At 60.6% G+C, this 23,015-nt stretch carries 25 protein-coding genes; 12 read left to right on the top strand and 13 right to left on the bottom strand.

Annotated features, from left to right (window positions below; all coding sequences use genetic code 11):
• Nucleotides 1–72: 72 nt before the first annotated feature.
• Nucleotides 73–339 carry an SEL1-like repeat protein gene (locus AC1D1Z_RS18065; RefSeq protein ID WP_018241371.1) on the bottom strand — a complete coding sequence of 89 codons (267 nt, stop codon included), beginning with the start codon at nt 337–339 and terminating at the stop codon, nt 73–75.
• 111 nt (nt 340–450) lie between these two features.
• Here AC1D1Z_RS18065 and AC1D1Z_RS18060 point away from each other — a divergent pair, with 111 nt between their 5' ends.
• The 3 genes from AC1D1Z_RS18060 to AC1D1Z_RS18050 all read left to right on the top strand — a co-directional run bounded on the left by AC1D1Z_RS18060 (nt 451) and on the right by AC1D1Z_RS18050 (nt 2,783).
• The gene (locus tag AC1D1Z_RS18060) at nt 451–744 is read left to right on the top strand and encodes a DUF2147 domain-containing protein (RefSeq protein WP_477851441.1); all 294 of its coding nucleotides are present in this window, start codon (nt 451–453) and stop codon (nt 742–744) included.
• A 269-nt stretch (nt 745–1,013) separates the two neighbouring features.
• Complete coding sequence (locus tag AC1D1Z_RS18055) at nt 1,014–1,193, top strand: hypothetical protein (protein ID WP_018241368.1); 180 nt, start codon at nt 1,014–1,016, stop codon at nt 1,191–1,193.
• Nucleotides 1,194–1,280: 87 nt separating this feature from the next.
• Nucleotides 1,281–2,783 (top strand): AMP nucleosidase, encoded by a 1,503-nt coding sequence (locus AC1D1Z_RS18050; RefSeq protein ID WP_026230822.1) that lies wholly within the window; start codon nt 1,281–1,283, stop codon nt 2,781–2,783.
• 9 nt (nt 2,784–2,792) lie between these two features.
• On the opposite strand, the gene AC1D1Z_RS18045 is transcribed toward AC1D1Z_RS18050, so the two are convergent.
• Complete coding sequence (locus AC1D1Z_RS18045; protein WP_245268222.1) at nt 2,793–3,008, bottom strand: hypothetical protein; 216 nt, start codon at nt 3,006–3,008, stop codon at nt 2,793–2,795.
• A 155-nt stretch (nt 3,009–3,163) separates the two neighbouring features.
• On the opposite strand from AC1D1Z_RS18045, the gene AC1D1Z_RS18040 reads away from it, so the two are divergent.
• From AC1D1Z_RS18040 to AC1D1Z_RS18025, 4 genes are read left to right on the top strand one after another with little or no spacing between them, the layout of a single operon-like run.
• Entirely contained in the window at nt 3,164–3,523 is a 360-nt protein-coding gene (locus AC1D1Z_RS18040) for a YciI family protein (protein ID WP_018447352.1), read from the top strand.
• 10 nt (nt 3,524–3,533) lie between these two features.
• On the top strand, nt 3,534–3,893 hold the full coding sequence (locus tag AC1D1Z_RS18035) for a YciI family protein (RefSeq protein ID WP_018447351.1): 360 nt from the start codon (nt 3,534–3,536) through the stop codon (nt 3,891–3,893).
• Nucleotides 3,894–3,896: 3 nt separating this feature from the next.
• A complete protein-coding gene (locus AC1D1Z_RS18030) occupies nt 3,897–4,256 on the top strand; it encodes a YciI family protein (RefSeq protein WP_018447350.1) in 360 nt (119 codons plus the stop codon).
• A 9-nt stretch (nt 4,257–4,265) separates the two neighbouring features.
• Nucleotides 4,266–5,507 carry an RNA polymerase sigma factor gene (locus AC1D1Z_RS18025; RefSeq protein WP_477851437.1) on the top strand — a complete coding sequence of 414 codons (1,242 nt, stop codon included), beginning with the start codon at nt 4,266–4,268 and terminating at the stop codon, nt 5,505–5,507.
• Here the strand turns inward: AC1D1Z_RS18025 and AC1D1Z_RS18020 are convergent.
• Nucleotides 5,475–6,437, bottom strand: coding sequence for a lysylphosphatidylglycerol synthase domain-containing protein (locus AC1D1Z_RS18020; RefSeq protein WP_446952706.1), 963 nt, complete (start codon nt 6,435–6,437; stop codon nt 5,475–5,477). The two genes, AC1D1Z_RS18025 and AC1D1Z_RS18020, sit on opposite strands and share 33 nt — an antisense overlap.
• Nucleotides 6,438–6,617: 180 nt before the next feature.
• Here AC1D1Z_RS18020 and AC1D1Z_RS18015 point away from each other — a divergent pair, with 180 nt between their 5' ends.
• From AC1D1Z_RS18015 to AC1D1Z_RS18000, 4 genes are all read left to right on the top strand, one after another.
• Nucleotides 6,618–8,111, top strand: a complete 1,494-nt coding sequence (locus AC1D1Z_RS18015) for an ArnT family glycosyltransferase (protein ID WP_446983270.1) — start codon at nt 6,618–6,620, stop codon at nt 8,109–8,111.
• Nucleotides 8,112–8,248: 137 nt separating this feature from the next.
• Nucleotides 8,249–9,265, top strand: coding sequence for a glycosyltransferase family 2 protein (locus AC1D1Z_RS18010; RefSeq protein ID WP_018241359.1), 1,017 nt, complete (start codon nt 8,249–8,251; stop codon nt 9,263–9,265).
• Between the two features lie 12 nt (nt 9,266–9,277).
• Nucleotides 9,278–10,777, top strand: a complete 1,500-nt coding sequence (locus tag AC1D1Z_RS18005) for a glycosyltransferase family 39 protein (RefSeq protein WP_477851433.1) — start codon at nt 9,278–9,280, stop codon at nt 10,775–10,777.
• Between the two features lies 1 nt (nt 10,778).
• A complete protein-coding gene (locus AC1D1Z_RS18000; RefSeq protein ID WP_477851431.1) occupies nt 10,779–12,266 on the top strand; it encodes an ArnT family glycosyltransferase in 1,488 nt (495 codons plus the stop codon).
• 5 nt (nt 12,267–12,271) lie between these two features.
• Here AC1D1Z_RS18000 and AC1D1Z_RS17995 read toward each other — a convergent pair whose 3' ends face one another.
• Both AC1D1Z_RS17995 and AC1D1Z_RS17990 read right to left on the bottom strand, forming a co-directional pair.
• A complete protein-coding gene (locus tag AC1D1Z_RS17995) occupies nt 12,272–13,639 on the bottom strand; it encodes an aspartate aminotransferase family protein (protein WP_026188333.1) in 1,368 nt (455 codons plus the stop codon).
• A gap of 266 nt (nt 13,640–13,905) precedes the next feature.
• Entirely contained in the window at nt 13,906–14,406 is a 501-nt protein-coding gene (locus tag AC1D1Z_RS17990; RefSeq protein WP_018241355.1) for a hypothetical protein, read from the bottom strand.
• 261 nt (nt 14,407–14,667) lie between these two features.
• Between AC1D1Z_RS17990 and AC1D1Z_RS17985 the strand changes: the two genes are divergently transcribed.
• On the top strand, nt 14,668–15,189 hold the full coding sequence (locus AC1D1Z_RS17985; protein ID WP_028734305.1) for a tetratricopeptide repeat protein: 522 nt from the start codon (nt 14,668–14,670) through the stop codon (nt 15,187–15,189).
• Between the two features lie 118 nt (nt 15,190–15,307).
• Here AC1D1Z_RS17985 and AC1D1Z_RS17980 read toward each other — a convergent pair whose 3' ends face one another.
• The 8 genes from AC1D1Z_RS17980 to AC1D1Z_RS17945 all read right to left on the bottom strand — a co-directional run bounded on the left by AC1D1Z_RS17980 (nt 15,308) and on the right by AC1D1Z_RS17945 (nt 23,001).
• Nucleotides 15,308–15,868, bottom strand: coding sequence for a hypothetical protein (locus AC1D1Z_RS17980; RefSeq protein WP_018241353.1), 561 nt, complete (start codon nt 15,866–15,868; stop codon nt 15,308–15,310).
• A 79-nt stretch (nt 15,869–15,947) separates the two neighbouring features.
• A complete protein-coding gene (locus AC1D1Z_RS17975; protein WP_047621484.1) occupies nt 15,948–17,252 on the bottom strand; it encodes an ATP-binding protein in 1,305 nt (434 codons plus the stop codon).
• A 15-nt stretch (nt 17,253–17,267) separates the two neighbouring features.
• Complete coding sequence (locus AC1D1Z_RS17970) at nt 17,268–18,212, bottom strand: type II secretion system F family protein (RefSeq protein ID WP_047621483.1); 945 nt, start codon at nt 18,210–18,212, stop codon at nt 17,268–17,270.
• A 7-nt stretch (nt 18,213–18,219) separates the two neighbouring features.
• Nucleotides 18,220–19,173 (bottom strand): type II secretion system F family protein, encoded by a 954-nt coding sequence (locus tag AC1D1Z_RS17965; RefSeq protein ID WP_047621482.1) that lies wholly within the window; start codon nt 19,171–19,173, stop codon nt 18,220–18,222.
• Nucleotides 19,170–20,618: a TadA family conjugal transfer-associated ATPase gene (locus AC1D1Z_RS17960; protein WP_047621481.1), complete on the bottom strand. Its 1,449-nt coding sequence runs from the start codon at nt 20,616–20,618 to the stop codon at nt 19,170–19,172. The genes AC1D1Z_RS17965 and AC1D1Z_RS17960 overlap by 4 nt, the downstream gene beginning before the upstream one ends.
• A 19-nt stretch (nt 20,619–20,637) precedes the next feature.
• The gene (locus AC1D1Z_RS17955; protein WP_047621480.1) at nt 20,638–21,210 is read right to left on the bottom strand and encodes a L,D-transpeptidase; all 573 of its coding nucleotides are present in this window, start codon (nt 21,208–21,210) and stop codon (nt 20,638–20,640) included.
• Nucleotides 21,207–22,349, bottom strand: a complete 1,143-nt coding sequence (locus tag AC1D1Z_RS17950) for a pilus assembly protein (RefSeq protein ID WP_047621479.1) — start codon at nt 22,347–22,349, stop codon at nt 21,207–21,209. Before AC1D1Z_RS17950 ends, AC1D1Z_RS17955 begins: the two co-directional genes overlap by 4 nt.
• Nucleotides 22,350–22,377: 28 nt before the next feature.
• Complete coding sequence (locus AC1D1Z_RS17945) at nt 22,378–23,001, bottom strand: TadE/TadG family type IV pilus assembly protein (RefSeq protein ID WP_047621478.1); 624 nt, start codon at nt 22,999–23,001, stop codon at nt 22,378–22,380.
• Nucleotides 23,002–23,015 lie beyond the last annotated feature (14 nt).

Below are 23,015 nucleotides of genomic sequence, written 5' to 3'. Positions count from 1 at the left end.
GGCGTCGGCCCCGTCCAAAGCGCCCCGCCAGCCCCTCTTTTTGAGATTGTTATTGCTGCTCTTGTCGATTCCTTAGTGAACCGTCATCCACTCGCGGGCGGCGCGCAGCGCTGCTGCGAGCTGCATCTTGTCCATGGCGGCGGCCACGTCGGCACGAAGCTCGGCGGCGCGATCGTTGCCCTTGATTGCGGCGATGTTCAGCCATTTGTGGGCTGAGACGAGATCGACTTCGCAGCCGCGGCCGGTCGCATACATCAGACCCATTTCGCAGAAGACATCGGCGCTGTTGTCGCCACCCATGGTGGCCGTTTCAGCATTGTGCATTTCAAAGCGTGCCATCGGTTTTATCCCTGTTAGCCTGTTTATGACTGACCCTGTTTTACCTCTGGGCCTTGCCGTCTATCGCGGCTTGTGGCCCTTGCGGTCCGGCGGGTTTGCCCCGCTCGTTTGATGGGTTCACTATGCCAGGAGCCGATCGTCGGCAATTGGAAGACGGCCGCCGGTGATACGGCGGTGATCGCATCCTGCGGCGGCAGTTACTGCGTGACACTGAAAACCGGTAAATATGCCGGCCGGAAGATCGGCACACTGGCGGGAACCGGCGGCAGCTATGCCGGCGAGATCACCGACCCGGCCGCCGAAAAGACCTATAGCGGCGCGGGCAAGGTTTCCGGCAATTCGTTGAGGATGCAGGGCTGCGTGATGAAGATCCTCTGCAAGTCGCAGACCTGGACGCGGCTCTGAGGCCATAAGAAGGCGCAACGATCATCCCAAACGCTGAGGCATGCCGGCGCGCCGGCATGCCTCGAAGCCCTTTGCGGTCTCCTCCGCTACGCCAGCCGGCGAAGTCGAATGGCGTCGAATTCGCCCAGCGACCCCTTCTAATCCTCCCCGCAACCTAGCCGAGCCTGCCCGGGAAGCTGAACGGCTGATGAACCGGCATCTCAGCACTCGTTCAGCCATCGCATGCCAAAACTATTGTCACGATAGAGTTGCGTATCGGGGACAAGGGGATGAACATCTATATTCTGGCAAGACGCTTTAGCATCATCACGCTGTTTGCGGCGATCTTCGCTATCACGTTTTCGGCGGTCGTGGTGCACCAGGGTGGCGGCGGGGCGCAGTCGCATTTCGGGGCGAGCTATACCTGCCTGGAGAGAAACGGCACCTTCTGCGCGCCTACGGTGCGATAACTGGAATCCGACACGGAAAAGGATAAAAAATCGAAATCCGCCGGCGCGCGTCGTTTGCTTGTCAAAAACAACTCTCTATAATGCGTCATGAACAAACGAATCTCCCCTTTGTCGCCCCTCGAAATATCCTCTCCACCACCTTTCCAGCCTGAGAGTTTCGATGATCCCGCCAAGGCGGTCGAGACGCTGATGGCGCTTTACGAGCGCAATACGGCGTTCCTGATCAAGAGCTTCGCCGAACTTGCGCAGGGCGCTCCGATCTCCTCGCGCTACCGCGCTTTTTATCCGCAGGTCAGCATCGAGACGACAAGCTTCGGCCATGTCGATTCGCGGCTTTCCTATGGCCATGTCACGGCACCCGGCATCTATACGACGACAGTCACGCGGCCGAAGCTCTTCAAGCATTACCTGAAGGAGCAGCTGGCGCTCTTGATGAAGAGCCACAATGTTCCTGTCATCGTCTCGGAATCGACGACGCCGATCCCCCTGCACTTCGCCTTCGGCGAGGGTGCGCATGTGGAAGCATCGACGACCGCATTCGTCGACATTCCGATGCGCGATATCTTCGACACGCCCGACCTCAATACCACCGACGACGAGATCGCCAATGGCGAATATATCCCGCCGCCGGGAGAGCCCTCGCCGCTCGCGCCGTTCACCGCGCAACGCATCGACTACTCGCTCGCCCGATTGTCGCATTATACGGCGACGCATGCCGAGCATTTCCAGAATTTCGTGCTGTTCACGAACTATCAGTTCTATATCGACGAATTCTGCAGCTGGGCGCGCAAGATGATGGCGGAGGACGGCGACGGCTATACTGCTTTCGTCGAGCCCGGCAATGTCGTCACCCTGCCCGGCTCGAAGGCACCGGAAACGGATGCCGCCCTCACCCGCCTGCCGCAAATGCCGGCCTACCATCTGAAGAAGAAGGGCCATGCCGGGATCACCATGATCAATATCGGCGTCGGCCCGTCCAACGCCAAGACAATCACCGACCACGTCGCAGTGTTGCGTCCGCATGCTTGGCTGATGCTCGGCCACTGTGCCGGTCTTCGCAACAGCCAGCGGCTCGGCGATTATGTTCTGGCCCATGCCTATATGCGCGAGGACCATGTTCTCGACGACGACCTGCCGGTCTGGGTCCCGATCCCGGCGCTGGCCGAGGTGCAGGTGGCGCTCGAAGCCGCCGTTGCCGAAATCACCGGCTATGAGGGTTTCGAGCTGAAGCGCATCATGCGCACCGGCACCGTCGGCACGATCGACAACCGCAACTGGGAACTGCGCGACCAGCGCGGGCCGGTGAAGCGGCTCTCCCAGGCGCGCGCGATCGCGCTCGACATGGAATCGGCGACAATCGCCGCCAACGGCTTCCGCTTCCGCGTGCCTTACGGCACGCTGCTATGCGTCTCCGACAAGCCGCTGCACGGCGAATTGAAGCTGCCGGGCATGGCGACGGCCTTCTATCGTACACAGGTCAACCAGCATCTGCAGATCGGCATCCGCGCCGTCCAGAAGCTTGCCGCCATGCCGAAGGAAGCGCTGCATTCACGCAAGCTGCGCAGCTTCTTCGAAACGGCCTTCCAATAGGCCGTTTGCTCATCTGCCCGTCACGACAGGCGACGAACCGTCTGCCAGCATCTGCGGCCTGCCGGCGGCGAGGTTCAGCCCTGATATCAGCAGGGTGAAGGCCACGAAGACGAAAGCGATGCGCAGAAGAACCTTCAGCGCATCGGCATCGTCGAGTACGAGCTGACGCTTTTCACGACGGCGTGCCCAGATGTGGCTTGCCAGGGCGATTTCAAGAATGCTCATTACAGGTCTCCTCGACAGGTTTCGATGAAGCCTTGTCGAGTGCTGCCTTGCGATTTCGACAGCCGGCCGGCACAAAGATTTTTGCCGCCGCTGTCGAAATGCGTGGAGCTCGGTCGTCCAGGGTTATTGAAACGCTCACAAGGAGGCTGTCCGCGATGAAATATCTCTGTCAGGTCTGGTTCGATGGCGGGGTACTCGACGCCATGACGAAAGAAGAGAAGGCCGAACTCGACACCAATTCCTTGAACTATGACAAGGACCTCGTCGAAAGCGGGCATATGATCGTCGCCCAGGCGCTGCAGTCGCCGAAATCGGCAGTGACTGTCCGAGTGCGCAACGGCGAGATGTCGGTGACGGACGGTCCCTTCGCCGAGACGAAGGAGGCGCTCGGCGGCTTCATCCTGATCGAGGCCAAGGATCTCAACGAAGCGATCCGCATTGCCGCCGGCATCCCGCTCGCCAGGCTCGGCGCGATCGAGGTGCGACCCATTCATTCCTTCGGCAAAGACGCGTGAGGAGACGGCGATGAAATATCTCTGCCAGGTCTGGTTCGAAACCGCAAAGATCAGTGCCATTTCAGCCGAGGACGGCGAAAAGCTGACACGGGATTCGATCATCAACGACGACAGGCTACGCGACAGCGGCCACCTGCTGGTGGCGTTGGCGCTACGCGAACCTTCGACGGCAATGACGGTCAGGGTCCGCAACGATGCGGTGACGACGACCGACGGCCCCTTCGCCGAAATCAAAGAGCATCTCGGCGGCTTCGTGCTGATCGAGGCGAAAGACATGGAAGAGGCAACTGATATCGCCGCCACTTTTCCCGTAGCGCGATACGGCTCCATCGAAGTGCGGCCAGCCTATTCGATCAAGGAGGAATGCTGAGCCATGCGTTACATCTGCCTGATCTACAATTGCGCCGACACCGACGGCACGCTGACATCGGAAGAGACCGATGAACTCGTCAAAGCGCATTTCGCCTTCGACGAGGAGCTGCGCCGCGACGGCATCATGATCCATGCCGATGCGTTGGAGATGCCTGAGACGGCGACCGTGCTGCGCGTTCGGAACAACACGCTGTCGGCCACCGACGGCCCCTATGTCGAGACGAAGGAGCATTTGGCCGGCTTCTATGTCATCGAGGCACCGGATATGGTGAAGGCTAGGGAAATTGCCGGTCGGATCCCTTCGGCACGTTACGGCGCCGTCGAACTGAGGCCCGTGCGAATGCTGACCCTGCCGGACTGAGGTGCCCTTTTGGAACGCGTCATCGAGGAGATCTACCGAACGCAATCGCGCCGGGTGCTGGCGACGCTGATCCGCCTGCTCGGCGATTTCGACCGGGCGGAGGAAGCGCTTCACGACGCCTTCGCCGCAGCTGCCCGGACATGGCCAACGGACGGCATTCCCGGCAATCCCTTCGCCTGGCTCGTTTCCACGGGGCGCTTCAAGGCGATCGACACGATCCGGCGGCGGGCGCGTTTCGATGCTTCACAGCATCACATCGAGGACAGCCTCTACTCGCCCGACGCAACTTACATCGGCGACATGGAACCGATCGAGGACGACATGCTGCGGCTGATCTTCACCTGCTGCCATCCGRCCATCCCGGCCGATGCGCAGATGGCGATGGCGCTCAGGGAAATCTGCGGGCTAACCACCGAAGAAATCGCCCACGCCTTCCTCACTCCGGCGCCGACGGTAGCCCAGCGGATCGTGCGCGCCAAGAGCAGGATCCGGGCTGCGAAGATCCCCTACGAGGTGCCGGGCCGCGAGGCGCTGCCGCCGCGGCTCGACCAGGTGCTGCACGTCATCTACCTGGTCTTCAACGAGGGCTATTCCGCCTCTTCGGGTGAAGACGTGGTCCGGGCCGACTTGACTGCAGAGGCGATACGTCTGGCGCGGCTGCTTCTGGCGCTCCTGCCGCATCCCGACGTCTCCGGCCTGCTGGCGCTGATGCTGCTGCAGGATTCCCGTCGCACCGCCCGCCGCGGCGAGCAGGGATCGCTGGTGCTGCTTGCCGATCAGGACCGCTCGCTCTGGGACCGTGCGAAGATTGCGGAAGGCCTGGCGCTGCTCACAGAAGCAATGCGGACGGGAGAGGTCGGCACCTATACGCTGCAGGCGGCGATCGCCGCCGAGCATGCCAAGGCGCCGGCTGCGGAAGAGACCGACTGGCGACGGATTGCCTTCTATTACGATCTGCTTCTGGCGGCGCAGCCCTCCTCGATCGTCGAGCTCAACCGCGCCGTGGCGATCGCGATGGCGGAAGGGCCGGCAAAGGGGCTGGAACTGGTCGATGCCATTCTGGCACGCCGGGAGCTGCAGGCCTATCACCTCGCCCATTCGGCACGTGCCGATTTCCTTCGCCGTCTCGGCCGGAATCAAGAGGCGATCGCGGCCTATGAAACGGCGCTGTTGCTCTGCCGGCAGGAGCCGGAGCAGGCGTTTCTGCGAAAACGGATTTCAGAGCTTGCCGCGACGTCCGAGCGGCAGTGAGATCGCGGTGCCGGTCAACGCCGAGACGATGATCAGCAGGTGGGCATTGACGCTCGCCTGTGCCAGCGCGGCAAGGGCCAGCCGCTCGCTCGATGCTCCCAAGGCGATGGCGCCGGCGGTGATGCCGGCCGGATAGGTGCCGACGCCGCCGGGCGCATGCATCGGCAACACGGAAGAGAGTTCACCGCCGAGCGCGCCGCCGAAACTCGCCGCCATTGGCAGCACGCCCATCAGGCCGAGCGCCCATGCCAACACCATCACCTTCACCAGCCAGTTGACGATGGTCATCGCCCAGGCGCGCGCAAAGGCGATGGCATCGAGCGGCAAGCCGTTTTCGATCTCGGCGACGAATTTCTGCGCTTTCTTCGGTAGCAGCCTGGCGGCAAGGCGCAGCAGCGGCTTGCGGGCGGCGAAGGCTGCGACCGGCAACAGCAGGAAGGCTGTCCAGAGCGACCAGGCCACAGCCGGATCGGCTGATGCAACGGCAAAACCGATGCCGGCAGCGGCCAGGAGGGCATGCAGGTCGAGCAGCCGCATGACGAACAGCGCCGAGGTTCCGCGCGTCAGCGGAATGCCGAATTCGGTGCGCATCAGCAGCGGAAAGCTGGTCTCGCCGGTGCGGAAGGGCAGCATGATGTTCAGCAGGTTGTGGATCTGCGTGACGCGGAAGAGGACCGCGAACCGGCCGGCCGTTTCGTTCGGAAAATAATCATAGATGCGCCAGGTGCGCAGGAAATAGGTGCTCGTCAATAGCACGAGCGCGCCGATCACCGGACCCGCGCCGACATCGGCCCACTGCCTGATGATAACAGGCCAACCCCAGAACCATTGGATGAAGAGGCCATAGGCTGCGACGATGGCGACCGTCAGCACCGTCATGCGATTGCGCATAAACCAGGATTGCCGGCTTTCAACGATCGAAGTCTTCATGTAGTAGGCATTCCTCGCTTGGGTCGGCATGGGCCGATACCATCGCCAGGCCTTTTAAGAGAAATGAAGGTTGCGCACAACGGCGGAGTGATGGCGATGGTGGTGAAAACGCCTCCACGCCGACGATCCGAGCGGCCGACCGGTAAATGATGGCGCCTTGCCGGCTTGACGTGGAGATCGATGTTGAAGCGGATTACCAAAAGCATTACCAGCGCAAGCATTTTTCTGGCAGCCTATTTCCTGCTGAACATCGCGCTTCGCATCGCCTTGCCGCATACGCTCGATCTCGACGAGGCGGAGCAGTCCTTCTACTCGCAATATCTGCTTGCCGGCTACGGTCCGCAGCCGCCCTTCTACAACTGGATCCAATATGCCATCGTTTCGGTGACCGGCATATCGATGTGGGTGCTCTCGGTGCCCAAGAACATCATTCTCTTCGGCTGCTATCTCTTCTACGGGCTTGCTGCCCGCGAGGTGCTGAAGAGCCGTTCGCTCGCAGCCGTCGCCATGCTGAGCCTGATTACCCTGCCGCAGGTTGGCCTGATGGCGCAGCGCGAACTGACCCATACGGTTGCCCTGCTGTTTGCGACCTCGCTCTTCCTCTTCGGTTTTTTCCGCACGCTGCGCCAGCCGACGATCGGGAGCTACCTCCTCATCGGCATCGCCACCGGCATCGGGCTCATCTCGAAGTATAATTTCGCCATCCTGCCATTTGCCGCCCTCATTGCCGTGCTGCCGGAGCGGGAATGGCGCAGCCGTCTCATCGACTGGCGTTTGCTGCCGGCGGCCGTCCTTGCCATTCTGATCGTGCTGCCGCATGCGCTCTGGCTGCCCGACAATCTCGCCAGCGCGTCTGCGCCGACGCTGGAGCGGATGACCGCCGAACACCTGGCCCCGGCCGGCCTCCCCCGCATCAGGCAAGGACTGCTGTCTCTCATCATCGCCGTCCTCGGCTTCGTCGCATTGCCGATCGTTCTCATCGCGGCCGCTTTCCGGCGCGACTTCCTTCGCGCGCTCTCCTCTTCCAGCCCGATGATCCGGGTGATCGAGCGGATGATGATCATCAGCCTGCTCGCCTTCGTCGGCGTGGTCCTCTTCGCCGGCGCCAGCGATATCCACGAGCGCTGGCTCGACCCATGCCTGCTCGTCCTTCTGATCTATCTTTTCCTGAAACTGGAAACCGCAGGTCTCGATCTTTCCGCCGGTCTTGCGCGCTTCCGGCCCGTGCTGCCGGTCTTCATGGTCGTCATCCTGTCGATCCTTCTCTTCCGGATCGTCGGCATTCAATACATCGGCACTTATACAAGAACGAACGTACCCTTTTCCGGTTACGTGGCTGAATTGACCGCGACCCGCAAGCCGGTTCTCATCGTGGCGGGAACCAAGTTCGTGGCCGGCAACATGCGGCTGGAGTTTCCCGATGTTCCCGTCGTGATCCCGTTCTTCCCCGGTCCAGGGGTTCCCGAATATGCGGACGCGAAGGGGCCGGTGCTGGTTATCTGGCGCGGCGAGACCGCAGATGATCCAACAATTTCCCCCGGTTTCGCCAATGACCTCGTCAAATCGGGCATTCATCTGCAAGAGTTGAAGACGCTGACGCTGCCCTATCTCTTCGGTGACGGCAAACGCAGCTTCTCCATTGGTTACTCCTGGGTGGAAGGCGGCGCGAAATAGCGCCCAGGCAGATCAGCCGATTGCGGGAAACCGGCATTGCCCGCTGGCAACCGGCGGACACTTCATGTAGTAGCCTTCCGCAAGTGCGGCGGCAGCATTAAAGATTGCTCGGCCGTCCGGCCTTTTGGAGATGAAAGTTGCAGACAACGGTAGAGCCCATTCGCGGTACGAATGACCCGGTACAATCGCTCGAGCTGTCGCTGGTCGTACCCATTTTCAACGAAGAGGAAAGCGTCGGCCCGCTCATCGAGCGTGTCGTGGCTGCGATGGTTAGCTACCCCCATCGCTGGGAGCTGATCCTCGTCGATGACGGCAGCACGGATGCGACGCTCGTCAACGCCCGCAAGTACGTCGGACGCGAGGGGCTGGCGCTCAGGATCGTCGAGTTGCAGCGCAACTTCGGTCAGACTGCCGCCATGCAGGCCGGCATCGACACGGCCCAGGGCCGCCTGATCGCGACGATGGACGGCGACCTGCAGAACGATCCGAAGGACATTCCTTCGATGGTCTCCGAGCTGGAACGGCGTGAACTCGACCTCTTGGTCGGCTGGCGCAAGAACCGCAAGGATGGTCTGTTCTTGCGCAAGATCCCCTCCTGGTGCGCCAACTATCTGATCGGCCGCATCACCGGCGTCAAGCTCCACGATTACGGCTGCAGCCTGAAAATCTACCGTGCCTCGATCATCAAGCAGGTGAAGCTGATGGGCGAGATGCACCGCTTCATCCCGGCCTGGGTCGCCGGTGTCGTTCCGAGCTCGCGCATCGGCGAGATGGCCGTCACCCACCATGCCCGCGAGCACGGTGTTTCGAAATACGGCATTTCGCGCACCTTCCGCGTCATCCTCGACCTGCTGTCGGTGATGTTCTTCATGCGCTACAAGGCGCGGCCGGGGCATTTCTTCGGTTCGCTCGGCCTAGGTCTCGGCGCGCTCGCCATGCTGATCCTGCTCTATCTCGGCTTCGACAAGTTCATCATGGGCAACGATATCGGCACGCGCCCGATGCTGATGGTCGGCGTCGTGCTGCTGCTGTCGTCGGTGCAGATGATCACCACCGGCATCCTGGCGGAAATGATCGCGCGCACCTATTATCGCGACGACGCCTCTCCGAACTACATCGTGCGGCAGATCTTCGACGATCAAAGCCAAGCCTAAGCCGGCAGCACGATGCTGGAGCGCGTGACGAGCACGATCAGAACCGCAGGCCTGCTGCTTGCAGCCTATTTCGTGCTCAACATCGCGCTACGCATCGCGCTTCCGCATTCGCTGGAGCTCGATGAGGCCGAGCAGTCCTTCTTCTCGCAATATCTGCTGGCCGGCTACGGCCCGCAGCCACCTTTCTACAACTGGATGCAATATGCCGTCGTTTCGGTGGCGGGCATGTCGATCGGCGCGCTTGTGGTCCCGAAGAACATCCTGCTGTTCCTATCCTATCTCTTCTACGGCCTTGCCGGGCGGCGGGCGCTGAAGGATCAGGCGCTTGCCGCCGTCGCTATGCTGGCGCTGATCACCCTGCCCCAAGTCTCCTACATGGCCCAGCAGGACCTGACCCACACGACGGCGCTGCTCTTTGCCAGCTCGCTTTTTCTCTACGGCTTCTTCCGCACGCTCGACCGGCCCGATATCGGCAGCTATCTCCTGCTCGGGCTTGCGACCGGCATCGGGCTGATCTCGAAATATAATTTCGCGCTGATGCCTGTCGTCGCTTTGATCGCCATCCTGCCCGATGCCGAWTGGCGGCGCAGGGCGCTCGACTGGCGCATGCTGGCGGCGATCACTGTCGCACTCGTCATCGTCCTGCCGCACGCGGTCTGGCTGCAGGGCAATCTCGCATTCGCCTCCTCCGACACTCTGGTCAAGATGGCCGCCGGCAGCGAACCGGCCGGCGCCGTGCGGATCGGCAAAGGCCTTGTCGCCTTTCTCGTCGCCATCATCGCCTTTGCGGCGCTGCCGGTGCTGATCTTCGCCGCCACCTTTCGCCGGGATTTTGTCCGGGCGTTTTCGGCGGGCAACCGCTGGACGGGGATGATGGAGCGGATGATGCTCGCAAGTCTCGCCGGCATTGCTCTCATCGTGCTTTTCACCGGCTCCACCACGGTTCGCGAGCGCTGGCTCGACCCGTTCCTGCTGGTGCTGCCGATCTATTTCCTGGCGAAGATGCAGGCGGCCGGGCTCGACCTTTCCGCCGGGCTGCGCCGCTTCCGGCCGGTGCTGCCGGTGCTGATGGCCTGCGTGCTGATCGCCCTCGGTTTCCGTGTCGTCGGCGCCGGGCTGATCGGCACCTACAGCCGGCCGAATGTGCCGATGGCGGGCTTTTCGCGCGAAATGACGCGACAGGCGCAACCCGCACTTGTGATCGCTTCCGACCCCTATATCGGCGGAAACATGCGGCTGCAATTTCCCGATGTGCCGGTGGTGATCCCGGATTTTCCGGCACCGGGCATTCCGGCCTATGCCGAGGCCAAGGGGCCGGTGCTGATCGTCTGGCGCGGCAAGAAAACGGCGACGGCTGCCGATGCGATCATGCCGGAGCGGTTTTCATCAGCGCTGACGGCGGCCGGCATCGCGCTGCAGGAGATCGGCTCGCTGTCGCTTCCCTATTATTTCGGCCGCCAGGGCGACAATTTCGCGCTCGGTTACGCCTGGGTTCGGCCGGAGAGCAAATAGAATGACCGAGAGCAACCGTCGCGACATCAGTTGGATCTTTGCCCTGCTGGCGGCCTATTTCGTGCTTCAGGTCGGCGTGCGGCTCGCAACCTCGCATTCTCTCGATCTCGACGAGGCCGAACAGGTCTTCCGCTCGCAATGGCTTGCCGCCGGCTACGGCCCGCAGCCGCCCTTCTACAACTGGCTGCAATACACGGTCTTCCAGTTCGCCGGCGTCTCGCTAACCGCCCTTTCGGTGGTGAAGAACCTACTGCTGTTCAGCTCCTACGTGCTCTACGGCCTGACCGCGCGGCTTATCCTGCGCGACAAGGCGCTGGTGGCGATCACCACGCTCGGGCTGCTGACGATCCCGCAGATGGCTTTCGAGATGCAGCGCGACCTGACGCATACGGTCGCCGTGTTCTTCTCGGCCAGCATCTTCTTCTACGGTTTCATCCGCAGCCTGAAGCAGCCGAGCCTCGCCTCCTATCTCATCGCCGGCATCGGCATCGGTTTCGGCCTGCTTGCTAAATATAATTTCGCGATCTTGCCGGCGGCAGCCCTGATTGCCGCGCTTTCGGATGCGCGCCTGCGGCCGCGGATCTTCGACTGGCGGCTGATGCTGACGGCAGCGGTGGCGCTCGTCATCATCCTGCCGCATCTCTTCTGGCTGAAGGACAATCTCGATTTCGCCACCGCACGCACCCTGGAGAAGATGACCGCGAGCGGCCATGCGAGCTATCTCACCCAGGTGGCCATGGGCGTCAGTTCACTGGCTCTCGCCATCATCAGCTTTGCCGGATTGACCGCGGCGGTATTCGCGCTCGTCTTCGGCAGGAGCCTTCGTCCGACACTCGGCTCCGGTTCGGAATGGACGCGGCTGCTCGAGCGGATGATGCTCGTCTTCTTGGCCGGCATTCTGCTTCTGATCGTCTTCGGCGGCGCGGCCGGCATCAAGGATCGCTGGCTGGTGCCGATGCTCTTCATCCTGCCGCTCTATTTCTGCCTGAAGATCGAGGCGGCAGGCGTCGCGACAGACAGGGCGTTCCGGCGTTTTATGCCCATCGTCGCCGTCATCATGATCGGTGTGCCGGCGGCCCTTTACGGAAGCGTCGCGACTGCACGCTTCACCGGTCATTACGAGCGGCTGAACAGGCCTTATGCCGGCATGCTGGAAATCTTGCGCAGACAGGCCGAACCGGCGGCGGTCCTTGCCGGCGACAGCTTGCTTGCCGGCAATGTCAGGCAAGATATTCCCGGTGTGCCGGTCCTCTCCGTCGATTATCCCGGCTTCCACCCGGATCTTGCGGGTCGGCGACCGCTTCTCCTCGTGTGGCTCCTCCCGCAGAAGGGGGGAAGCGAAGCGCTTCCGCCTGATATGGCTGAATGGCTGCAGGCCAATCTCGGCGCGTCCGCACCGCAGGCGTCGGTGATCGACGTGCCCTATTTCTATCGGCGCGGCGGCGACAGCTACCGTTTCGGCTATGCCTGGGTCAATCAGCCGGGCTGAGCGAATCAGGATTTCAGCTCCTTCCAGGCCAAATCCAGCGCCAATCGGGTGATCCTCGCCATCTCGTCCACCTCTGCGTGGCTGATGACGAGCGGCGGCGAGGCGAGCATGCGGTCGCCGGTGGCGCGCAGCACGAGGCCGTTCGCCAGCGCGTGGTTGCGCACCAGCGCACCGACCTGATCGGGCTTGGCATAACGGGTGCGCGTGCTCTTCTCGGCGGCAAGCTGCAGGCCGCCCATCAGGCCGATGCTGTCGGCCTCACCGACGAGATCATGTTCAGCGAGCGCTGCCCAGGCCTTGCCGAAATAGGGTCCGATATCATCGCGCACCCGTTCGACCAGTCTTTCCTCTTCGATGATGCGCAGGTTCTCGAGTGCGGCGGCGGCGCAGACCGGGTGGCCGGAATAGGTGAAGCCGTGATTGAATTCGCCGACCTCGTTGATCAGCACATCGGCGATGCGGTCGCTGACGAGCACGCCGCCGATCGGCAGGTAACCGGAGGAAAGCCCCTTGGCGATCGGCGCCAGATCGGGCTCGACGCCGAAATGCTGGTGGCCGAACCAGGCGCCCAGCCGGCCGAAACCGCAGATCACCTCGTCGGTCACCAGCAGGATATTGCGCGCCTTGCAGATGCGATCGATCTCCGGCCAGTAGGTCTCGGGCGGGATGATGACGCCGGCCGCCCCCTGCACCGGCTCGGCGACGAAGGCTGCGACATTCTCCTCGCCCAGCTCATCGATCTTCGCTTCGAGCTCGCGGGCGACGTTCAGACCGAATTCGGCGGGCGTGAGATCGCCCCCCTCGCCGTACCAGTAGGGCTGGCCGATATGGACGATACCCGGTATCGGCAGGTCGCCCTGTTCGTGCATGTATTTCATGCCGCCGAGGCTGGCGCCGGCAACGGTCGAACCGTGATAACCGTTCTTCCTCGATATCATGATCTTCTTCGACGGCTTGCCGACGGCGCTCCAATAGACACGCGCCATGCGAAACCAGGTGTCGTTCGCCTCCGAGCCGGAGCCGGTGAAGAAGACATGGTTGAAACGCTCGCCGGCATGCGAGGTGACCTTCTGTGCCAGCAGCGTCGTCGGCGTCGAAGTCGTGCCAAAGAAGGTGTTGTAATAGGGCAGCTCGTTCATCTGCCTGGCCACGGCGTCGGTGATCTCCCGGCGGCCATAGCCGATATTGACGCACCAGAGGCCGGCGAAACCGTCGAGATATTTTTTGCCGTGATTGTCGAAGATGTGGACGCCCTCGCCGCGCTGGATAATGCGCGTTCCTTCGGCATTCAGCTTTTTCATGTCGGCGAAAGGGTGCAGGTGGTGCGCGGCGTCGATCGCGGCAAGGTTCGAGGGTGGGTAGGTATCGGGCATGGTGGTAAAGACCCTCGCGGATTGAAAGGCTGATGTCGATGGGATGGGAGCTTGGCCTTGTCCCGGAGGATTTTCAAGGTCATGGCGAGCGACAGGATGGACAGCAAGGCCGAAGGCGGCGACCCGGGCGAAACCGAAAATCTTCAAGGCGGCTGCGCCAAGCTTCGGCTTCTCCTGCGCCTTGGCTCGAGCCGGTCCTGCCTGCGCTGCCGCAACTCGAGGTGCGTCTTGCCGCGCCTCCGGCGGGGCGGTTCAACCCTTTTCTATCACGCCGATATTGCACGCTTGATGACTGTTAAATGGCTGCAGATGCAGGCCAAAAACACGGATATGAAAAGGAAGGTCCCAAGCGGTTGGGATAGCGGCAGGAACGACCAGTCGCCCCGTTGAAATTGAGGCAGCGCAAACTCCGAAAGGCCGGCTTGCGCAACGGCTCCCCGCACCATGGTTAGACCGGTCGCGATCAGCGCGATATGGGCATGGATGAATCCTGACCGGCGGTGTCTTTGCGGCTGCATGGCCACTCGAATCCCGAAAATCGATGCCAGCATCAACAGGACCGTGGCGCTCCAAATTCCAACGCCGGGTATCGCCAAAAGCAGATAGATAGGCTCGCGCATGACCGGAAGTATCGTCATATAAAGCCACCAGGCGAAGGCACTTGAGGCGTGGCTTTCCAGGAGCGGTATGCTGAGAACGAAGATCGATGCTGTCGCGTAAGTCAGCGATGGCCCGAGTCGCATCAGCGTGAAAATAGCGATCCGCATGCGGCGTTCCATCCTTTGACCTGAGGAGGGGGATAGGCGACGTTGATTGATTTCCACTCAGGGAGTCACCGGGGGGAAGATGATGCCTACCTTGGATAGCAGGCATTTTTATCACGCTGTCGCGTTCCGGCGAAGATCGCCTCTGTCGCTTTTTTGTGAGTATGTGCTTAAATTCTTGAGTTGTTAGCTTTTTTTTACGATGATCGCCGGTGAACGCATCCGAGTCTTAGGTAAGAGTGTCTGATGGGGATCAAATTGCCAATATTGCAGATCAGAGCTGGGACTAAATGCATTGCGCTTTTGATAGCGACTGGAGCGATTTTAGCTGGTTGCCAGTCATCCGGCGCTGATGGCCTGGCTGCTTATGGCGATAGTGCAAAGACCCTTGAGGATGACTCAGCCGTCGCCTTCTATAAGAACGACGAGTTGATAACCACCGGCAAATTGCAGTTTCAGGAAAAGAACTACGGAAAATCTTATGCCATTTACAAGCGAGCGGTTGACGTTTTTCCGCAGGATCCGGCTGCTTGGTTAGGCTTGGCGGCCTCCGCCGACATGGTTGCCCGCTTCGACACGTCCGACCGCGCCTACCAGCAACTCTCGCGAATGATCGGCAACACCCCGGTCTACTACAACAATATCGGATATTCTCACCTGTTGCGCGGTGACTTGCGCACGGCCAGGCGGTATTTCCTGAAAGCCTATGAGCTTGATCCCGGAAACGAAGTCACTGCCCGTAATCTCGAATTGATGAAGAACAGCGTAAATTACGCTCAGCGGTGATAGGCCCTGCAGCGATCGACAATCTGGGTCGAGATGAGATTGCCCTTGCGCATTGCGAGCATCGGCGCCCCCTGGCAGCATCCACCGATTGCTTTGGAGATTTCGGCGAACGCGGGGTTTACCGGGCCTTCCGAAGGATGAGCTGGCCTTCCGGCGAGAGTGTGCGCTCGTAACGCGGCAGGTCACTGACGGCAATGCCCCCGGCTTCGAGGGACGCAAGGCTGCTATCCGAAGCTTGAGCTTCCGCCGGCACGGCACGGGGTGCGAAAAATTGTGCTGGCTCCTTGCCGGGTGCGCTAAGGACCAAAGCTGAACCCATCCGAAGACCACTTGTGTCGTTTCGCCGTTCGTTCATCATAGTCTTTTGCAGCTCATCCATCCCCTGGCGGATAAGTGCGACTTCGTCAGCCTTGGCATTATCCGCGATGTTGCCCGACTGCTTTTCCATTTGTCCCCTCAGACCATCGATGGACCTCTTAAGCGCGGCGATGGTCTCGCGGCTCTCGCGAACATCGGCTGAGTTTTTGGCGGTATAGATGAGAACGCCAGCATTCACAGGCAAGAGCATCAGCAGCAAACCGACGAGTAGCGAGCTTTTCGAGCCCCGCTGCTCTATCACTCGCAAATTGCTTGGTTTTGCGCGGTCTGCTTCGACCTCAATGCCCGGAATGCTAGTCATTCGTTTACTCCCCGTAAGTCATCAAATCTGCGTTGGACATATTGTCCAGGAACACGCCGTGTCAGTGACAAGCCCGCAATCACTCCGATGTAAACACGCCTTCCCACGCCCGTTCGAGCATATCGAACGACGCGTTTCCGGCTATGCCGTTGAACTCGCAATAAGAACCGACGAAATCCAGAAGATATTTCGGATGGTAGCAAGACGCCAGCACATCGCCTTTGTACTTGCGATCGTAGAACAGGTTCAGGTCTGGATCACACACAGCCAATCCGGTGCTGCTGGCATAGGATTTGAAAATTCTGATATATTCGTCACGCGACGGCGTGTTCACAAAGATCTTATACTTGAGTCGCCGCAAGCCCGCCTCGTCGGAAAGGTCCTTCGGTGCGATATTCGTCGAAAACACCACCAATTCGTCAAAGGGAACCCTGAACTTCTTGCCGGTGTGCAGCGTCAGGAAGTCATATCCACGCTCGAGCGGCACAATCCAGCGATTGATGAGCGCCTGCGGCGCCACTTGTTGACGCCCGAAGTCGTCGATGATGAAAACGCCGCCTGATGCCTTCAAGTGTATGGGCGCTTCATAGACATTCGGTCCTTCGTTGAAAGTGAGGTCGAGCTGATCGAGGGTCAATTCCCCGCCCGTCTTGATCACCGGACGGCGGCATTCGATCCATCGTTGATCCGCTTTCGGATGGGATTCCGTGTCAGCCTCCGATACGGGGTGATGCACTGCTTCGTCATAGAAACTGATGACATGGCCGCCGACCTCGATGGCATAGGGCACCCAGATCGTTTGGCGAAACAGTTGCGACGTCCGCTCGGCGATGCTCGTCTTTCCGTTGCCGGGTGGGCCGTAAAGCAGGATAGAGCGACCGGAGTTGATGGCCGGGCCGAGCTTTTCGACCAAGGCATCCGAGAGCACCAGCCCGTCAAGGCTGTCGTTCAGCCGCTCCGGGGTCACGCGCTCGTGATGGATGGACTGCAAACCGACTTGCCGGCAGAACGCGTCCAGCGACACCGGCGCCGGGCCGACATATTGGCATTGACGCGACGCCGCGTGGGCATATTCGAACCCCTTCATGGAAAGCGCATATCGAATATCGGATCTTACATCCTCACCAGCCAAGCCGCGCGCCTCGAGATAGGCGAGTTTCACGAGCTCCTTGATCAGGATATTGACGATCACTTTCGGCAATTTCATTCGGTCAGCGAGATGGGATGCCGTGGTGGTGTCCTGCTCGGCCGCGCATTTTGACGCCAGCCGAAGCAGGAACGACGGATCCAGTCCGGCTTGTTCTATGCTTGCCGGTGCCATTGGCATACGCGGATCGAGGGAAATGATGGCATCCTTACGATTCTGTTCGAGCGAATACTGCATATGACCTCGCTTGGCTCAACCGCCGGGTTTCATGCCGATGAGAAGACTGATGACACGGATAACAATGGGAACGAGAACGATGATAAGGCTTACCGGAAAAAGAAACGCGCCGAGCGGCAGCAGCATCTTGACCGGCAGGGCGTTTGCCTTTTCCTCCGCGCGAATAATCCGGAGGTCGCGCATTTCCTTGCAGTAGACCCGCAGCGTCTGCGTTACGCTGGTCCCGAGCTCTTCCGATTGGCGGAACAGAACGGAAAGGGCCCGGGCTTCGTCAATCCTCAGGCGGATGGCGAGGTTGGCGAGCGCCTCGCGCAATCGCCGGCCGCCCCGCACTTCCAGCATCATGATCGAGAGATGCAGGCCGAAGTCCTGCTGCTTGGCAACGAATTCCCGGGCAACACGGTTCGCCGACGCCTCGATGCTCATCCCCGCATCGAGGCAGACGATCAGCATATCCATGAAATCGGGAAAGAGGCGGCGGTACTCCCTCTCCTTGGCGGCACCACGCCGGTCGATATAGATGTTGACCAGAATGAAGGTCATGCCCGCAGCAAACATGGCAAGGATCAGCGTCACTATCTGCGACATATCAGGCGCGAACCGGTTTAAGGCCCAGACCGCCGCGACCAGCACGCTGATACAGACCATCGCGCGAACCACCTGGAAGGCAGTCACGGCGCCGGCAGCGAAATACCCCGCCCGGATCAGCCGGTTCTGGGTGGAGTTCACATTCGTGTCACGTCGGGTAATCTCGAAATAGCGACGGATCAGGCGGTTTTCCGCCTCACCGAGATCGGCAATCGTCGTATCGCCAAGGTGGAATTCCTCGCCTGATGCCGCCGAGCTCTTCGACACCCGAACCGAAACCTCACGCTGCCGAAAAAACAATTCCGATGCCGCTGTAAAAAAGATCAGCACTGCAAAGAAGACGATGAGGTAAATTCCATACTCACTCGACATAACAGCCTCAGTACTCGAAGTTGACCATCTTGTAGAGAATGACGTTCCCGATCGCCATGACGGCCAGCAGCACGCTCACCACCATGGTTCCGTGGCCGCTATCCCAGACGGGATCGAAGTAGGTCGGCGACAACGCCTTGATCATCGCGTAAAGCAGGAACGGATAGCCCGACATGAAGATCGCCGTGATGCGTCCTTCCGAGGAAATCGCCTTGACCTTTGCCTTCAGCATATACCGGTCGCGCAGCGTCTTCGAAAGGTTCTGCAGGATCTCCACGAGGTTTCCGCCGGTTCCGGCCTGCACGCTCAGCGATATCGCAAGCAGGTTCAGATCCTCGACGCCGACCCGGTTCGCCAAGTTGACAAGGGCATCGTCCAGCGTCACGCCGTAGGTGAGCTCATCCGAGAGGAGGCCGAACTCGGTGCCGATCGGATCGGGCATCTCACGTGCCACCAAAGAAATCGCCGCCGGCAGCGGGTGGCCGGCGGCCAAGCTGCGATTGGCGACATCGAGCGCTTCAGGAAGCTTCAGTTCGAACTTCCGCATGCGGCGCGCCCGGGCGCGCCAGACGACGAGCGCCGGGATGAGGAGACAGATCAGGAGAAAGACGGGGATCCTGAACAGAGTGCTGGGCACGAGGAACCCCACGGCCAGCCACGTCAAAAGGGCGCCCGCGATCGCGAAGAGAGCAAATCGCCTGGCATCGAACTTGATTCCCGACTGGGCGTAGAACTGCAGCAGCCGCTGCGTGATGGGGGTTTGCCGCCAACCGCCGCCGGCACCGCGCTCCTTCAGCATATCGCTATAGGTCTTGCGATGATCATCGCTGACCTCGAGCAAGCTCAGCCGATGGTTCACGGCGCGGTGTCGTTCGGAGCTCTTGAAGTAGCTGCGCATGATCGCTTCGACAGCGACAAGGGCGGCGGTGAAAACGGCGGCGTAAAGGAGAGTCAGGGTCATTGGACAGGTCCCGTTTGCAGCGGTTTGCCGGGATCAAAAATCGCCACAGGGATCTCGATCCCGAGTTCGGCAAATTCCTCGACGAACCGCGGCCGGATGCCGGTGGCGCGGAATTCTCCATGGATCCGCCCACCTTCATCGGTGCCGATTTTCTTGAATTTCATAATCTCCTGCATCTGCACGACTTCGCCTTCCATGCCGGTGATCTCGGAAATCGAGACGATCTTGCGGCTGCCGTCGCTCAGGCGCTGGACCTGCACGATCATGGTGATGGCGGACGAGATCTGCGAGCGAATGCTCAACTGCGACATCGGCATCCCTGCCATGCCGACCATCTGCTCAAGCCGGCCGACGGCGTCGCGCGGCGTGTTGGCGTGAATGGTCGTCATCGACCCCTCGTGACCGGTATTCATCGCCTGCAGCATGTCGAACGCCTCGTCGCCGCGCACTTCGCCGACGATGATGCGGTCGGGACGCATGCGCAGGGCGTTTTTCAAAAGTTCGCGTTGCCGGATCTCGTTGCGTCCGTCGAGCGTCGGCGGCCGGGTTTCCAAACGCCCGACATGCGGCTGCTGCAGTTGAAGCTCGGCCGCATCCTCGATGGTGATCAGGCGCTCCCTTGGAGAAATCTGCGACGAGAGAGCGTTCAGCAAGGTGGTCTTGCCAGAACCGGTGCCGCCTGAAATGACCATGGACACCTTGCCCTTGACCGCTGCGCTGAGAAGGATGCGCATCGCATCGGCCATAGCGCCATATTGCACGAGGCGCTCCATTGTCAGCGGCTTGCGCGTGAATTTGCGAATGGAAACGAGCGGTCCATCGACCGAGATCGGCCTGATGGCGACGTTGACACGCGAGCCATCCTTGAGGCGGGCGTCAACCATCGGCGTTGACTCATCCACGCGGCGGCCCACCGCCGAGACGATCTTGTTGATCACCCGAAGCAGGTGATCCTCGTCTTTGAACCGCACGGCGGTGCTCTCGAGCTTGCCGCTCCGCTCGACATAGACGCTGTTGTAGCCGTTGATGAGAATATCTGCGATCGTGTCATCGGCCAGCAGCGGCTCGATCGGTCCAAGCCCAAGCATCTCGTCGGTGATATCGCGGATCAGATCATTGATTTCCTTGGCATTCAGCGGAAAGTTGTTGCTCCGAATATAGTCCTTGACCAACGGCCGGATCTCGGTGGCGATCTCCTCGTTGTCGAGTGTGTCGAGGATCCCGAGATTGATGCGGTCGAGCAGGTAGCGGTGCAGATTGACCCGCTCGGAAACCATGTCCGGCCCGAACGAAGCCTCTTCGCCACTCGCCGTGGCGCTGTCGGAGGCCGGTTGGGCAGGCATGTTCTCAACTGCGCCGACCAAAGACAGTTCGGCCGCCTCCAGATGTTCGCGGCTTTCCGGCTCCCGCTGCTTGTAGAAACGCCCGATGATACCGTTCGCCATGTTTCCCGCCCCTGAACGCTTATTTTACAATGACCGTGGAACCGACTTTCACCCTCTCATAGAGATCGATGACGTCGGCATTGCTCATGCGAAAACAGCCCGATGACGCGAAACCGCCGACCGTCGACTGCTCGTTTGTTCCATGAATGCGATAGAGCGTGTCGGTCCCGCCCTTGTAGAGATAGATCCCGCGGGCACCCAAGGGATTAAGCGGTCCGGCCGGTACCAGGTCCGGAAGTCCGGCTGAGCGCGCCTTCATCTCGGCAGGCGGGCGCCAGTCAGGCCACTCTGCCTTGCGTCCAACCTTGACGGTACCGCTCCAGCGAAATCCGTCTCGTCCGACTCCGATTTTGTAGCGGATCGCGCGTCCTTCGGAGATGACGAGATCCAGCGTACGATTGCCGCTGAGAATGACGATTGTCCCAGCCGCATAGCTTTTTTCGATCGTCACCACGGCGCTTGTCGTCGGCCCAAGGCTTCGCGGCACAAGCCCGCCTGCCGCAGCGTTCCCGACAGCGGCCAGAATTGCCAAAACCGCAAGAGCAACATCGGCGGCGCGGGACCTTATGCGCCCACTGTCGATCGCCGTCATCGCACCAGTGCTCCAAGTTTGCCGACCGCGCCGCAGAAGCGCGCCCGGGAATTCACTTGAGCTGGCAGCACGCCGCGGTTGACTGCCTCGCTCAGAGTATCCCAGTCATCCGCAATGACATGCGTCGGGATCTCCTTGAAGATCTTCTCCGTTTGTTGTCGGCGCAGGCCGAGGCCGAAAAGCTTGCTGCGGTATTTGTTGATGACGATGAATATCTGATCCGAACTGCCGCGCAGCCGTACCAGATTGGCAAACAAATCCTTGGCTTGAGAAAGCGCTGGAACCGTCATTTCGGTGACGATGCAGATGCTGTTGACCGAAGTGAGCACCTCGTATTTCCACGGCGTGTCATAATAGGGAACGTCGATGATCGTGTGGTCGCTCTCGAAGGCGGCGACATCGAGCATGCGCAGCACGAGTTCCCGGCCCTTCGGCGCCATAAGAACGGATGGCTGCTTGAAGGACAGCAGTGAAAAGCCGCCCGAATGACGCTTTCGGACCAGATCGATGAATTCCAGATCGACCCGGGAAGGATTGGCGATGACTGGTTTTAAGTCGTAGTCGTTGACGAGGTTGAGATAATAGCCAAGCATCCCGGAGCAAAAATCCGTGTCGAACAAGTCAACCCGCGGCGTCGAATTCTTGGTCGGCTGGGCCAGCGCATGCGCAAGCGACGAAGCGATCATGCTGGCGCCCGCGCCACCGACGGCAGAGACCACGGCATGCACCCGGCTGTCGCTGGCCCCAGTGCCCGGCGCATGGGTCGAAATCATGTCGATCAGTGCGCGGCGCTCGAGCGGTTTCTTCAGCCAGTCATTGCCGTTCAGGCGGAAGAGGAGCCGCAGCATGTCGTCCGGCAGGTCTTCCGAAACGACGACGAGTGGAATGTCCCGATAGCTGGTGCGAAACGCGAAGAGCTCCGGCTGGTGCAGCAATTTCCCGTTGTCGACGTCGAGAACGATCAGGTCGAACTGCGTCGGATCGAACCGGCCCTTTTCTCCGAGCGCCTTCAGCGAGAGATGGCGGACATCGTAACGCGAAAGCGACCCAAACGTATCGAGCATGAAGCTCGCTGCAGCCGCGTCGTCGGAGAGAACCAGGATCTTGGTGGATGCGGCAATGTTCATGTGCGCTGTCATTTCGCTTTCCTACGCATACTTTAAGGAGTCAGCAGGTTGAGCACGTCTTTAGATCTTCCGTCGTGATCGTCACCGGATGGGCCGGGATGGTGATGTCGTTAAGTCCCAACAGCCCGCCGAGGATCGGCAGATCGAAGGTGATGTTGCGCACCTCAAGCCGCATCGTCAGCACGGGGCCGTCCGGCCGGCCCCAGTAGCCGAGCCCCGATCGCTGGTAGGTGACCATCAGCTTATCCGGCGTGATGCGCCAATTGAGGTCGCAAATGCCGGGGTGAGGATCAGTTCCCGCGTTGCAAAGGCCGTCACTTCCCAGGACGATCCGGTTCAACGCCGCCGTGCAGTTCGCCAGAGCCGGCCCGCAGGTCGAGGATATCGTGGCATCGTTCGGCGCCGCTTTACCGTTGTTGAGTGGATCGGCAGCTCCGATCGGGAAAACGGCATTGAAATTCGTCGTCACCGGATCGGATACGGCCGCCAGACGGGCACCATATTGCAGTGCCTTGACGGTCTGGTTCCACTGCGACATGGCATAGCCGAACTCGATGAAGGCGGCGAATACCAGCATGACGATCGGAAAGGTCAGCAATGCTTCGACAAGGCTGGCACCACTGCTATCCTGCCAGAAGGTCTTGATCGCCCTAGAGGTCACCATCCGATGTATCTCTC

The organism is Rhizobium sp. P1_E1 (genome assembly GCF_056406015.1).
Note: the sequence above shows the minus strand (reverse complement) of the source record. Positions and strands in the feature narration are given on the sequence as shown.